General features: G+C 71.1%; 12 protein-coding genes and 2 pseudogenes. 3 read left to right on the plus strand and 11 right to left on the minus strand.

Features of this window, described 5'->3' with window-relative positions; genetic code table 11:
* Positions 1-135 precede the first annotated feature (135 nt).
* Together KBI5_RS03975 and KBI5_RS03980 are read right to left on the minus strand one after the other, a co-directional pair.
* Positions 136-1125, minus strand: a complete 990-nt coding sequence (locus KBI5_RS03975) for a tetratricopeptide repeat protein (protein ID WP_085014346.1) — start codon at positions 1123-1125, stop codon at positions 136-138.
* A 148-nt stretch (positions 1126-1273) separates the two neighbouring features.
* Positions 1274-1597, minus strand: coding sequence for an MTH1187 family thiamine-binding protein (locus KBI5_RS03980; RefSeq protein WP_011438060.1), 324 nt, complete (start codon positions 1595-1597; stop codon positions 1274-1276).
* Positions 1598-1824: 227 nt separating this feature from the next.
* On the opposite strand from KBI5_RS03980, the gene KBI5_RS03985 reads away from it, so the two are divergent.
* Positions 1825-3357, plus strand: coding sequence for a HAMP domain-containing sensor histidine kinase (locus tag KBI5_RS03985; protein WP_085014347.1), 1533 nt, complete (start codon positions 1825-1827; stop codon positions 3355-3357).
* Here the strand turns inward: KBI5_RS03985 and KBI5_RS03990 are convergent.
* From KBI5_RS03990 to KBI5_RS04005, 4 genes are all read right to left on the minus strand, one after another.
* The gene (locus tag KBI5_RS03990; RefSeq protein ID WP_011438062.1) at positions 3307-3837 is read right to left on the minus strand and encodes a cupin domain-containing protein; all 531 of its coding nucleotides are present in this window, start codon (positions 3835-3837) and stop codon (positions 3307-3309) included. The two genes, KBI5_RS03985 and KBI5_RS03990, sit on opposite strands and share 51 nt — an antisense overlap.
* 26 nt (positions 3838-3863) lie before the next feature.
* Positions 3864-5048 carry an acetyl-CoA C-acetyltransferase gene (locus tag KBI5_RS03995; protein ID WP_085014348.1) on the minus strand — a complete coding sequence of 395 codons (1185 nt, stop codon included), beginning with the start codon at positions 5046-5048 and terminating at the stop codon, positions 3864-3866.
* Between the two features lie 244 nt (positions 5049-5292).
* Positions 5293-6285: a VCBS repeat-containing protein gene (locus KBI5_RS04000; RefSeq protein ID WP_085014349.1), complete on the minus strand. Its 993-nt coding sequence runs from the start codon at positions 6283-6285 to the stop codon at positions 5293-5295.
* A complete protein-coding gene (locus tag KBI5_RS04005) occupies positions 6282-6839 on the minus strand; it encodes a SigE family RNA polymerase sigma factor (protein WP_011438065.1) in 558 nt (185 codons plus the stop codon). Before KBI5_RS04005 ends, KBI5_RS04000 begins: the two co-directional genes overlap by 4 nt.
* A 172-nt stretch (positions 6840-7011) precedes the next feature.
* Here KBI5_RS04005 and ccrA point away from each other — a divergent pair, with 172 nt between their 5' ends.
* Both ccrA and KBI5_RS04015 read left to right on the plus strand, forming a co-directional pair.
* Complete coding sequence (gene ccrA, locus KBI5_RS04010; protein WP_085014358.1) at positions 7012-8361, plus strand: crotonyl-CoA carboxylase/reductase; 1350 nt, start codon at positions 7012-7014, stop codon at positions 8359-8361.
* Positions 8362-8433: 72 nt separating this feature from the next.
* Entirely contained in the window at positions 8434-9150 is a 717-nt protein-coding gene (locus tag KBI5_RS04015; protein ID WP_085014350.1) for a sugar-binding protein, read from the plus strand.
* 29 nt (positions 9151-9179) lie between these two features.
* Here KBI5_RS04015 and KBI5_RS28600 read toward each other — a convergent pair.
* From KBI5_RS28600 to KBI5_RS04040, 5 genes and pseudogenes are all read right to left on the minus strand, one after another.
* A pseudogene (locus KBI5_RS28600) lies at positions 9180-9409 on the minus strand (hypothetical protein).
* Between the two features lie 68 nt (positions 9410-9477).
* Positions 9478-10113, minus strand: a complete 636-nt coding sequence (locus KBI5_RS04025; RefSeq protein WP_011438069.1) for a DUF1232 domain-containing protein — start codon at positions 10111-10113, stop codon at positions 9478-9480.
* A 104-nt stretch (positions 10114-10217) separates the two neighbouring features.
* Positions 10218-12092, minus strand: coding sequence for a 3-hydroxybutyryl-CoA dehydrogenase (locus KBI5_RS04030; RefSeq protein ID WP_085014351.1), 1875 nt, complete (start codon positions 12090-12092; stop codon positions 10218-10220).
* 212 nt (positions 12093-12304) lie between these two features.
* On the minus strand, positions 12305-12967 hold the full coding sequence (gene nucS, locus KBI5_RS04035) for an endonuclease NucS (RefSeq protein ID WP_085014352.1): 663 nt from the start codon (positions 12965-12967) through the stop codon (positions 12305-12307).
* 75 nt (positions 12968-13042) lie between these two features.
* Positions 13043-13283 (minus strand): annotated as a pseudogene (locus KBI5_RS04040) (phosphohydrolase); the annotation flags it as partial.

Consider the following 13283-nt stretch of genomic DNA (forward strand, 5'->3'; position numbering starts at 1 on the left):
GTGCGGGGACCCCTGGCCCAGGGCGCCGTACGGGGCCTCCGTCAGCTCGCCTTCGGCCGGTGAATGTGGGGATCTGAGCACGGTCCGCGGTCCCTGGACCGTGCACTGGCTCCCCACAACTCGACTGCCGCGTCCTCAGAAGAGAGCGGCTGCCAGGAAGCGTCGAGCCGGGGCCACCGCGGGCTCCTCGTCACCCAACGCCTGGAACAGCCCGACGAGGTGCGCTCGGACCCTTTCCCGCTCCGGTCCCGCCGTCCGGCGGACGACCTCGACGAGACCAGCGAGGGCCCCGGCCACGTCTCCCTGCGCGATGCCCAGGTCGGCCGCGGCAACCGCGGCCTCGACGTCGTCCGGATTCGCCACCAGCCGGTTGCGGACGTCCACCGGATCGTACCCATGCACCCGGCGCAGCAGTTCGGCCCGCGCGAGCCCGGTCAGGGCCTCGGGATCCGCGGGCGCCTCGGTGAGCCGGATGCGGTAGGACTCGACCGCGGTGTCGAAGTCGCCACGGGCAAGCGCCGCCTCGGCCGCCGCCACATGTGGGTCACGGGCGGGGCCGCCCGCGGCTGCCGCGCCCGGGACTGCGCCCATCGCCTCGCCGACCAGGGAGAGCAGCTGATCGAGCCAGCTCCGCACCTCCCGTTCGGGCACGGCGCCGGTGAACTCTCCGATGATCCGCCCGCCGATCACCGCCTTCACCGCGGGGATGCCCTGCACGTCGGCGGCCTGCGCGAGGCCCGGGTTCGCGTCGACGTCGATCTTGGCGAGGATCCACCGGCCGCCGTCCGCCGCGGCGAGCTTCTCCAGGATCGGGCTGAGCTGCTTGCACGGGCCGCACCAGGAGGCCCAGAAGTCCAGCACTACGGGAACCTGCATCGACCGGCTGACCACGTCGGTGGCGAAGCTCGCCTCGGTGACGTCGATGACCACGGGCCCGGCTGGCGCGCCGGGACGGGCGTCCGGCGCGGCCGTGGCGGCGCTGCTGGCGGGGGGAGGCGGGGTCGCCGGCTTGGGGTCGAGCGGGACGGCGCCGGCGAGGCGCAGACCGCCGAGGCTTTCGGGCAGACGTCCCGCGCCTCCCGCACCGCGCGGCGATCTGGATGGGACTGGTGGCCTACGTTGCATGCCTCCATCGTGGCATCTGGTCGCGGTCAGTGGGCTCGGCACCGGACGACTTTTCCGGTCCTCATGTCCGCCTCGCCCGGGGTCGGACACAGACGCCCAATCCGGGCCGGCGGGCCGCGGGCCGCGGGCCGTTGCCCGCCGGCCGCGGTCAACGATCAGTGGCGTCCGCGCCGGTCTCGCCCCCGGCCAGCAACCGGTCGATCGCGGCGACCTTCGTGTGCAGAGCGTCGGTGACTCCCGGGCGAAGATCGGCCTTCAGCACCAGACTCACCCGGCCAGCACGGGCCGAGACCGCCTCGGTGGCCCGGCGGACGACGTCCATCACCTCGTCCCACTCGCCTTCGATCGTGGTGAACATGGCGGTCGTCTCATGGGGCAGCCCACTGGCCCGCACTATCCGGACCGCCTCGGCGACCAGATCCGCGACCCCCTCGCCCTGACCGATGGGCGTGACACTGAAGGCAACAAGCATGCGGTCAGACTTATCACGACAGTCCGCTCACCGCGCATCGAACAACGCAGGGCCACTACCCTGCTACGCCGACGCACCGAGGTCGTCGGTAAGCTATTTGCATGTCACGAAACGTCGCCAGAAAACCGGCCGGCGATCCAGTTGAGCAAACCCGGAACAACGGTCTCTGACGGTACGCCCTACCATTGCCCGCCGTGGGGTGGAAGAAGACGGATAATGAGGCGTAGGTGGGGTCACGCATCTTGCTCGACGCGCTGACGGACCTGGCTGTGGTCGTCGGCACGGATGGTCGTGTCACCGACATGGGTGCCGCCGCCCGCGCCTTCCTCGGTGACCGGGTTCCCCGCGTCCCCCATCTGCGCGATCTTGTCGACGTCGTCGATCCCGCGTTCCGCCTCGCTCTCGGTGAGGCGGTGACGGYCGCGCTGGGGCGGACCGGGCAGTGGCGTGGCTCGGTGGGACTCGTCGACCTGGCCGGGGCCACCGTGCCCCATCACGTGACGGTCCGGGTCGACCCGGAGGGCGGGCTGGTCGTCGTCGCTCGGGACACCAGCGACCAGCGCGCCCGCGAGGTCGCCGAGAACGAGTCACGGGCCAAGGACGAACTGATCGCCCGGCTCGGCCACGAACTGCGGACCCCGCTGAACGCCATGCTGGGCTTCGCGCAGCTGCTGGAACTCGAACCGCTCACCCCCGACCTCCACGACGACGTCGAGCGGATCATCACCGGTGGCCGCCACATGCAGGCGTTGATCGATGACGTGCTGGACCTGGCCAGGCTCCGCGCGGGCCGGGGGGACATCAACAAGGGGCCGGTCAACGTCCTCGACATCGTCCAGGGCGTGGTGGAGCTCGTCGAACCGCTCGCGGCGCAGCGCAGCATCCGGCGGGTGATCCATCCGGCGCTGCCGCTCGTCGCCGACGCGGACCGCCGCCGCCTGTGGCAGGTCCTGCTCAACCTTGTCGGTAACGCGCTGAAGTACGGCCGGGAGGGCGGCAGCGTGCGCGTCGGCATCGTGCCCATCACCGGCTCGCGGATCCGTATCGAGGTCGAGGACGACGGCGCGGGGCTCTCCCCCCGGGCGATCGACCGACTGTTCCGGCCCTTCGAGCGCCTCGGCGCCGAGCGCAGCGGAATCGAGGGCAGCGGGCTGGGCCTCGCGCTGTCCCACGCCCTGGTCACGGCGATGGGCGGGGTGCTTACCGTCGCCAGCCGGTACGGCGTGGGAAGCGTGTTCGCCGTCGTGCTCGACGCGGTCGACCTGCGTTTCGAGGATCTCGATGATGACAGCGGGTTCGTGGGCAGTTACGGTGGCCTCCCAGGTCGCTCCGGCGAGTCCGGCACGGTCACCCTCGGCCGTCCTCCCACACCCGGCGGCCTGCGGGTCGTGCACGTCAGTGGCGATCCCGCCCTGCGTTCCCTGGTCGCCGAGACCCTCACCGATTTCCTGGCTGCGGACACCGTGACCGTTCCCCGCGCCGGTCTCGCCCTCGACGCGGTGCGGGGGGCCCGGCCGGCGTTCATCCTGCTCGACCGGGACCTGCCCGACACGACCGCGGCCGAGCTGCTCGCCCAGCTCGCGGCGGACCCGACCGCCGGCGTCATCCCGGCCCTGGTCCTCAGCGAGGACACCGACCCCCGCGAGCGGGCGTACCTGCGCCGAGCCGGYGCCGTGGACGTCCTGAAGATCCCGCTGGATCCCGGCGCCCTAGTCGCCGCGGCAGCCGCGCTCACCACCGCGATGACCGCCCCGAGCTGACCTGACCGGGCCGCCCCGAACGGCGCCTGATGCGGGGAAGAGCTCGAAGTCCAGAAAGTCGAAGCCAGGCGCCACCACGCAGCCGACCAGGACGTGCTGTCCATCGCGCGGGACCGCGGTCTGCCATTCGCCGGCCGGCACGACGAGCTGCGGCGCTTGGCCCGCGGCCAGATCGGGCCCGAGGATCCGCCGGTCGGCGGCGACCGGCGCCCGGCCCGGCCCGCCGAGAGTGAGATCGAGGGCCCCGCCGCCCTGCCAGAGCCAGATCTCGGCCGAGGCCACCCGATGCCAGCCGGACACCTCTCCCGGACGCAGCAGGAACAGGATGGACGTCATGACGGGGCGCCTGCCGCCATGTGCGTCGATCTGGTCGGGACTGGCCCAGGTCCGGCGGTACCAGCCGCCCTCGGGATGTTCTTCGAGACCAAGCTCCCGCACCAGGTCGTCGGCCAGCGTCGCGGGGTCGTCGATGCGGGTCATCGCGGGAGCCTCCCCGAGGCCTGCCGTCACGCCGGAACGCGCAGCACCAAGGCGTCTCCCTGGCCGCCGCCGCCGCAGAGACCGGCGGCCCCGATCCCGCCGCCGCGGCGCTTCAGCTCGTTGGCCAGGGTCAGGGCGATCCGGGCACCGGAGGCTCCGACGGGGTGACCGATCGCGATCGCGCCGCCGTTGACGTTGGTGATCTCCGGGCCGATCCCGAGGTCGCGCATGGACTGGATCGCGACCGCGGCGAAGGCCTCGTTGATCTCGACGAGGTCGAGATCGGCCGGGGTGAGCCGCTCCTTGGCCAGCGCCGCGAGGATGGCGCGCGAGGGCTGGGACTGCAGGGAGGTGTCCGGACCGGCCACGAAGCCGTGGTGACCGACCTCCGCGAGGATCGGCAGGCCGAGCTGTTCGGCCTTCGCCCGGCTCGCCACGATGACGGCGGCGGCGCCGTCGGAGATCGGCGACGACGAACCCGCGGTGATCGTGCCGTTGCCGTCGAAGGCCGGCCGCAGCTTCGCGAGCACCTCGACGGTGGTGTCGGGACGCACGCTCTCGTCCTGGTTGACGACCAGCGGCTCGCCGCGGCGCTGCGGCACCGCGACCGGGACGATCTCGTCGTCGAACAGCCCGTTCTTGGTGGCGGCGGCGGCCCGCTGATGCGACTGGGCGCCGAACTCGTCCTGCTCGGCCCGGCCGATGCCAAGCCCCGCGTTGTACCGCTCGGTGCTCGCCCCCATCGCGATCTGGTCGAAGGCGCAGAACAGCGCGTCGTGCTCGGTGGCGTCGAGCAGCTCGGCCCGGCCGTACTTCACCCCGGAGCGCAGCGAGCGCAGCAGGTGCGGGCCGCCGGTCATGGACTCCATCCCACCGGCGACGACGAGGTCGAACTCCCCGCTGGAGATGTACGTGTCGGCCAGGGCGATCGCGTCGAGGCMGGACAGGCAGACCTTGTTGATCGTGATGGCGGGCACCGACAGCGGGATGCCGGCGGCGACCGCCGCCTGCCGGGCGGTGATCTGACCCGCACCGGCCTGGATCACATGCCCCATGATCACATAATCGACCGCGTCGCCGGACAGGCCGGCCCGCGCGAGGGCACCCGAGATCGCGATGCCACCGAGATCCGTCGCGGTGAAGCTCTTCAGCCCGCCCGACAGTTTCCCGAACGGTGTCCGCACTCCGGCCACGATCACGGAACCAGGCATGGATGCCTCCTCATCTCCAGGAAGATCTTCGGACCGGGACGGCGCCGGCACACGGCATGCGGCATGCGGCATGCGGCATGCGGTGACGTCGTCTCGTGGCGACGGCCTCGAGAACGGCCGTTGCTGATATAATAGCCTGGTCACGTCTGAGATTCCCGGCCGCGATTCTGGCCTCTCAGGGACAAGCGCACCCAGCCGGACCGGCGGGACGGCCAGGAGAAGCGGACCGTCCTGACAGGGACCGTCAGGACAGCTGGCCGCAGGCTGCCACGAACGGCGAGGTGGCCGGGTCCGCCGGCAGGCGTACCCGGTCGGACCGRCTGTCTTGGGCGGCCAGGCCCTCCGGGGTCAGCGCCAGGATGGTCGTGGCCACGGTGAACAGCGAACCGTCGGTCGAGGTCCCGCTGTTGATCCGCAGGGCCCGGTCCATGCAGCGGAACCCGGCGCCGACGTTGCCCTGAACTCCGGCGGCGAGGGTGAGCTGAGCCGGCAGGGAGACGGAGGCCAGCGTGTCGAGACTGGCGTAGCGCACCAGCGCGTAGTTGTCCATCCCGCTCCTCGACGTGGTCTGCACCAGGATCTCGCCGAACCCGTTGGCGTCGATGTCGACGACCGTGTAGTGCAGGGGCACCACGATCGCGCCCAGGTCGACCTGCCCGACAGTTCCGTCCCGGGAGAACACGACCTCGAGTTTGCTCCCGGTCGCCCGCACCTGGTCGGAACGGCCGTCGCCGTCGACGTCGCCCGCCACCGCCGGCTTCACGACGGCCGTCGGCAGCTGAGGGCTGTCCTGGGTCACCGTCGTCGGACTGGCTGACGAACCGGCCGTGACGGGCGGGGAGGACACGCTGGTGCTCGGGAGGGCGGTCGGCGGGGTAGTCGCCGACCAGGTCGCCGCTCCCCCTCCGGACCCACCGCCGGCCCTGGCAGAACGGCCGGTGCCGCCGGTCGAGGGCGCGACGGGTGTCCGGCTCGGCCCCGTCACGGGTGCGGTCACGAGCGGCGGGACGGCTGGCTCGACGAGCTCGTTGCTCGACGGAGGGGGCCGCAGCGCCACCACGGCGAGCCCGATGAGCGCGGCCATGACCATCCCGCCCGCCGTCATCAGCGGCAGACGCCACCGGCGCCGACGGTCGATCCCGGCACGGATCTGCCGGTAAGCGTCCGGCGAGGGCCGGATGGGCTCCACCGCCTCGGTGAGCAGGCGGACGAGCTCCTCCGGTTCCAGACCACTCACCGCAGGCCCTCCAGCTTGCCGCTCAACGCCGACAGCCCCCGGGAGGTGTACGCCTTGACGGAACCGACACTGCAGCCCATCACCGCCGCGGCGTCCGCCTCGGACATGTCGGCGTAGTACCGCAGCACCACCGCCTCCCGCTGCCGGCGGGGCAGCTCGCGCAGCGCCTGGATGACCGCCGCCCGTTCGACGAGGGAGTAGGCGCCCTCCTCGGCGCTCGCGGCGTCGGGCATCGGCTTGGGAGCGTGTTTGAGAGCGACGAGTCGACGACGCAGTGTCGAACGTGCGAGGTTGACGACGGTCTGCCTGAGGTAGGCCAAGGCCTTGTCCCGGTCCTGGAGCCGCCCCCAGGCCGCGTGGACGCGGATGTAGGCGTCCTGCACAACCTCCTCGCAGAGGCCGAGATCGTCAAGTAGTAACGCTGCAAGACGAACCAATGACCGATAGTGTTCGGAATACAACGCGGTCAGGGCGGCATCGGCGTCCCGCGCGACATCGCTACGGGCGGCGTCGCTCCGTGCAGGCACGGGCCGCCACCCTTCCACGACAGTCATGGGCGCGATCACACCCAGTTGGACGCGTACCGAGCACTCGAAGTTGTCCCAAAAGTTCTATCGCGTCGCGCACGAAACAGACAGYCTCCACATCCCGCGACCCCGCCTCCCACCTATGGGTAACATCTGCCGTCTATCCGCCACCAGCACCAGCGTCCTACGGAGGCCGACCGTGAAGGACATTCTCGAAGCGATCATTGCCCAGAGCCCTCCGTCGCCCGCCCGGCGGGCGGAGTTCGCATCCCTCCCGGTCCCCGAGTCCTACCGCGCCGTGGTCGTGCGCCGGGACGAAATCGGGATGTTCGAGGGCATGCCGTCCCGGGACAAGGACCCCCGCCGCTCCCTGCACGTAGACGACGTGCCGACCCCCGAGCTCGGTCCCGGCGAAGCCCTCATCGCGGTCATGGCCTCCTCCGTGAACTACAACACGGTCTGGACGTCGATCTTCGAGCCGATCCACACCTTCAACTTCCTCGAGCGCTACGGCCGAACCTCTCCGCTTGCATCCCGTCACAACCAGCCTTACCACGTTGTCGGCTCGGATCTGGCCGGAGTTGTGCTACGGACAGGGCCTGGCGTACAGGCCTGGTCCCCCGGGGACGAGGTCGTCGCCCACTGTCTGTCCGTGGAACTTGAGCGTCCCGACGGCCACAACGACACGATGCTGGATCCCGAGCAACGAATCTGGGGATTTGAGACGAATTTTGGCGGACTCGCCGAGCTCGCCCTGGTCAAGACCAACCAGCTCATGCCGAAACCCGCGCACCTGACCTGGGAGGAGGCGGCCGCACCCGGTCTGGTCAACTCGACCGCGTACCGCCAGCTGGTCTCGGTCAACGGCGCGAACATGAAGCAGGGCGACGTCGTTCTCGTCTGGGGCGCGTCCGGGGGCCTGGGCTCCTACGCCACCCAACTCGTGCTACGCGGCGGGGCCATCCCGGTCTGCATCGTCTCCTCGCCGGAAAAAGCCGACATATGCCGCTCCCTCGGCGCAGAGCTGATCATCGACCGCGCCGCCGAGGCCTATCAGTTCTGGAGTGACGAACACACCCAGAACCCCCGGGAATGGCAGCGGTTCRGCAAGCGCATCCGCGAGCTCACCGGCGGCGACGACCCCGACATCGTCCTCGAACACCCGGGCCGGGAAACCTTCGGCGCCTCCGTCTATGTGACCCGCCGCGGCGGAACTATCGCCACCTGCGCCTCCACCAGCGGTTTCCAGCACGAGTACSACAACCGGTACCTGTGGATGAATCTCAAGCGCATCGTCGGCTCGCACTTCGCCAACTACCGGGAGGCCTGGGAAGCCAACCGACTCATCATGCGCGGGATGATCCATCCGACCCTGTCCCGGGTCTACCCGCTTACCGAAACGGGGCAGGCCGCCTACGACGTGCACCGCAACCTCCACCAAGGGAAGGTGGGCGTGCTGTGTCTCGCCCCGGCCGAGGGGCTGGGTGTCCGCGACGAGGCACTCCGCTCCCGCCACCTGACCGCAATCAACCGGTTCCGCGGCGTATAAACCCGGAAATCGGCCAGGTCGACAGCCGGCTCCCCTCACGCTCGCATTGACCGTCTGAGATGCTGAGGTCCTATGACCGAACACACCGATCTCATCCCAATGGCCGGCGAGACCGACGGGCCCCCCGCCTTTGATCTGGTGCGCCGTGGCTACGACCCCAATCAGGTCACCCATCACGTGAACTGGCTCGTCGAGCAGCTACGCGAGGCCGAGGCGCACCGGGCGGCGGCGGAGGCGGCCGCGTCGGAGGCTGCGACCGAGGCGGCCCGGGTACGCGACGATCTGGCCGCCAACCGTCCCGCCTGGGAGGAGTTCGGTGGCCGCGTTACCCAGATCCTCCAGCTCGCCGAGGAGGAGGCGGCCACCGTTCGGGCTGAACGCACCCGGGAGGCCGATGCCCAACTCGAGGAGGCCCGCCGGATCGTCACCGAGGCCGAGYAGACCCGGGAGAAAACCCTGCGCGACGCCGACGAGCAGGCCGCGGCCATCGTCTCGACGGCCCGCGCGGAGGCCGAACGGATCGTCGAGGTCGCTCGGGCCGCGGCCGCGCAGGCCGAGGACGACTCGAAGCGTCGGCTGGCCGACCTCGAACGCCAACGCGAACAGGTGACCTCGCAGCTTGCCACCCTGCGTGACCAGGTGACGGCCCAGCTGGGCGCGCTGCGCGACAAGCTGACCGCCGCCTCCGCGTCGATCGCCTCCATCGAGGCACCGCCGCCTGAGGAGCGTAAGGCGCTCGGCAGCGAGCCGAACGCGTTGCCCGCGTCGGCGGCCTCCCGCGGGGTCTAGCCCGCACGGGAGACCGTCGTCTCGTGGGGTCAGCCGTCACGGACGCGCGGCCGGGCCGCTCGGCATCGGCGTTCCCAACACGGCCGGTGCCAGTGTCGACGGTCCTCGATCCGCTCGGGCGGCCAGACCACCACGTGAGCGGCGCCCGGAGTGATCTCATAATCACAACCGGGACACCGGTAGACCTTGGTGGTCGCCGCGCCGCTCGTCGGTCGCACACCCACTCACCGTCCCGCAGGACGACGACCGGATCCGGCATCCACCAGCCGACCGGGTGCCCGCGCTGCGCATCCGACGGCCGGGCCCGGCGTCGGCGCGCCTTCCTCGTCACCGCCCGCGAGCGGGTCTGCCCGATGCCCGGAACCGATCCCGCCGGGTGCGGGAACCCGAACCCGGGGTATCGCCGGCCGGCGGGCCCGCGACCCACTCGCCCCGGTCCACCACCTCGCCGTCAACGATCCGAGGCCGGTCATCCGCCGCCGGTCCGGCCGAGGAGGCCGTCGTGCGCCCGCCCGTCCCCGCCCCGAACCTCTCGCCCGTCCACCGCACCCGCCCGCCGACCCGCTCGAAGCCGGCCATCACGAGCGAGCGGGCGAGCTTGGCCTTGCGCACGGCCCCCGCCGGACTCGCCAGGGCGGACGACGCACCGATGAGCAGCTGGAAGCCGCGATCGCTGCCACGCCAGTGCTCACGCAGGATCGGCTCCCCGGCTCCGACGGCCAGCCGCCGGAAGGCGAACGCGATGACCGCGACGTCGTCGAGCTGACCCACCACCGGAATCGCGTTGGTCAGCCGGTTCTTCGGCGACACGAGGTACGCGAGCGCCGCGGCGGCCTCCACCTTCGCGGACTGCGGGACCCGCGGATCGGCGACGACCCGCCGCAGCAGCTGGACCAGATCGGGAAGGAACATCGTGACTTCCCGACTGAACGCTCGCACGGCGTCCCTGTCGAGCACGACCATCGCCGCTCCAGCCTCCTCCCGCGCGAATCGGGATTTCCCGCCGACCGTCGACATCCTAGTCCGCGCGGACAGAAGCGATCTTGTTCTCGGCGTGACGGGTAGGCTCAGCGCGGCGGGTGGTCGAGGAACCCCCGGCCGGTCTTGYGTCCCAGGAACCCAGCCCGGACCAGCTGTTCGAGCAGGGGTGCCGGGGCGTAGCCGGGCTCGCGGAACTGCGCGTACAACGAGCGCGTGATCGCGAGCGTGACATCGAGGCCGACGACGTCGGYGAGCGCGAAGGGGCCCAGCGGATGGCCGCAACCGACCGTCATCGCCGTGTCAACGTCCTCGATCGTCGCATAGTGCGCCTGGAGCATCTTCACTGCGTCGTTGAGATAGGGAAACAGCAGCGCGTTGACGATGAACCCCGCCCGGTCGGCGCAGAGCACCGGATGCCGCCCGGCCGCTCGGGACAGCGCCAGGACCGTGGCTGTCACGTCGTCGCCGGTGAGAACCGTGGGCACCACCTCGATCAGCTTCATCGCCGGGGCCGGGTTGAACCAGTGCATACCGATGACGTCCCGCGGCCGGCTGGTGGCCATGGCGCACTCGATGACCGGCAACGAGGACGTGGTGGTCGCCAGCACGGCGCCGGGCGCCGCGATCTTGTCCAGGTCGGCGAACAGCTCCCGCTTCACCGCCAGGTCCTCCACCACCGCCTCAAGCAGCAGCTCGCAGTGGCCGAGCTCACCCAGATCGGTCGTGCCGCGCACCCGGGCCAGAGCCGCCAGCCGGTCGGCGTCGGACAGCCGCCCCCTGGCCACCGACGCCGCCAACGACGACTCGATCTTCGCGAGGGTGGCGGCGAGGGTGCGCTCGCTCCGGGCCCGCAGGAGGACGTCGTGCCCGGACCGGGCCAGCACCTCCGCGATGCCACCCGCCATCGTGCCGCTCCCCACGACGCCGACCGAGCGCACCGGGCGGCCCCGCCCCAGGCGGTCGGCGAGCGGATCGACCGCGTCGACCACCTCGGAGGAGTCCGGTGCCGCGTAGGTGTAGAAACCACGACCGGTCTTGCGGCCGAGCAGGCCCGCGCGCACGAGCTGGCTCAGCAGCGGTGCCGGAGCGTGCAGGTGGTCACGGGACTGCCGGTACATCGAGTTGAGAATCTCGTGGGCGGCGTCCAGACCGATCAGATCGAGCAGGGCGAGCGGGCCCATCGGATGCCCGCACCCGAGCCGCATGGCCGCGTCAATGTCCTCCCGGGCCGCATACCGGGCCTCGAGCATGCGCACGGCGTTGTTGAGATAACCGAACAGCAGCGCGTTGACGATGAAGCCCGCCCGGTCCTCCGCGACGACCGCGGTCTTCCCCACGTCGTTGACCAGGCCGATCACCCCGGCCAGCACGGTCGGGTCGGTGACGACCGTGCGTACGACCTCCACCAGGCGCATCACCGGCGCCGGATTGAACCAGTGGGTGCCGAGCACCCGTTCCGGGCGGGCGGTGCCCGCCGCGAGTTCCGTTACCGACAGGGAGCTGGTGTTCGTCAGGAAGACGGTGGCCGGGGGGCAGATCTCGTCGAGTCGGGCGAAAAGCGCCTGTTTGGCGCTCATTCGTTCGTCGATCGCCTCGATCACCAGCTCGCAGTCGGCGACCGCCGCGAGCTCGGTGCCGAGACGCATGCGGGCCAGCACGGCCTCCCTGGTCGCGTCGTCGAGCTTGCCGTGGCGGCCCGCGCGGTCGAGGGAGTGCTCGACCCGGGCCCGGCTGCGGGCGAGCGCGTCGGCGTCACGCGCGATGCCGACGACCTCCAGACCGGCCTTCGCCAGCACCTCGGCGATGCCCGCGCCCATGGTGCCGAGCCCCACCACCCCGACCCGGCGGTGTCTCACCGCCTCGTCCCGGCTGTTCTCCGGCTTCTTCTCCTGGTTCGCGTTCTCCTGGTTCGCGGCCGGCCCCGTTCCCGATGTGGTTCCCGATACGGGCCTCTCGATCATGCCCAGGCTCCTCTACTTCGGCGCACGGGCCCCGGGCGACGGGTGGGCGTCGCGGGCCGGGCGGTGTCAGACGGCGAACGCCGCGATCCTCCCATATTCTCGAGACGCCGGCCCATGATCGCACTACGGGAACGGACCGGCCGCCGGACGGGGAAGCCGGACGGGCGGCCGTCGCAGGTTCGGCGGACCGGGCAGGCTCGGCGGAATCRCTTTCAGAAAAGCGTCGGAATGGACGGTTCGAGGCCCCGCAGCTCGTCATAGTCGAYGACGGCGCAGCCCAGCCCCCGGTCCGCCGCCAGCAGCCGCGCCTGCGGGGTGATGGACTGCGCCGCGAGGATGCCGCGCACGGGATGCGGCAACGCCGGGTCGGCCTCCAGGCGGACAAGGTAACGGGTCAGCTGCTCCACCCCGTCGATCTCACCCCTGCGTTTGATCTCGACGGCGACCGTCGAGCCGTCCGCGTCGCGGCACAGCAGGTCGACCGGCCCGATGCCGGTCTCGTACTCGCGGCGCACCAGGGTGAGTCCGGGCGCGATCGCGTCGGGCCGGTCGGCGAGCAGCACCTGCAGATGCGCCTCCACCCCGTCCTTGCGCAGACCCGGGTCGACGCCGAGGTCGTGCGTGGAATCGTGCAGCACCTGTTCGAGGGTGATGACGAGCTGCTCGGCCGCGCGGTTGGTGACCCGCCAGACCCCGTCCGCCTCGGCGATGACGCACGGGGGACTCATCCAGTTGAGCGGCTTGTACGCTCGCCCGTCGGCGTGGATGGAGACGGATCCGTCCGCCTTGACGAGTACCAACCGGACGGCGCTCGGCAGATGTGCGGTGAGCCGACCGACGTAGTCCACGCTACAGCGAGCGATGACGAGCCGCATGACGTCACGCTATCGCGGCCGTTTCCGGCGCCCGGCGGCGGTGGGACCGCCGCGCACCCGGCGATCGCCTGACGATCACCCGACATCGCCGCCGCGAGCCGCCACGAGGTCGTCCAGAATCCGGCATCGATCCACGTACCGGGCCGACAACCGGGCGGCGTCCTCGGGCGGCAACCGCCTCAGCCTGGCCGGATCGGCGTTGTCCTGTATGTCGGCCCGTTTCACGACGACGGCAAGCGGATCGGCGGCCACCCGGGCGAGATAGTCGGGCACCGGCTCGCCCTCCCGATGGGACAGCGCGTCGACCGCCGCGACG

The organism is Frankia sp. KB5, assembly GCF_002099325.1.
GTDB lineage: Bacteria > Actinomycetota > Actinomycetes > Frankiales > Frankiaceae > Frankia > Frankia casuarinae.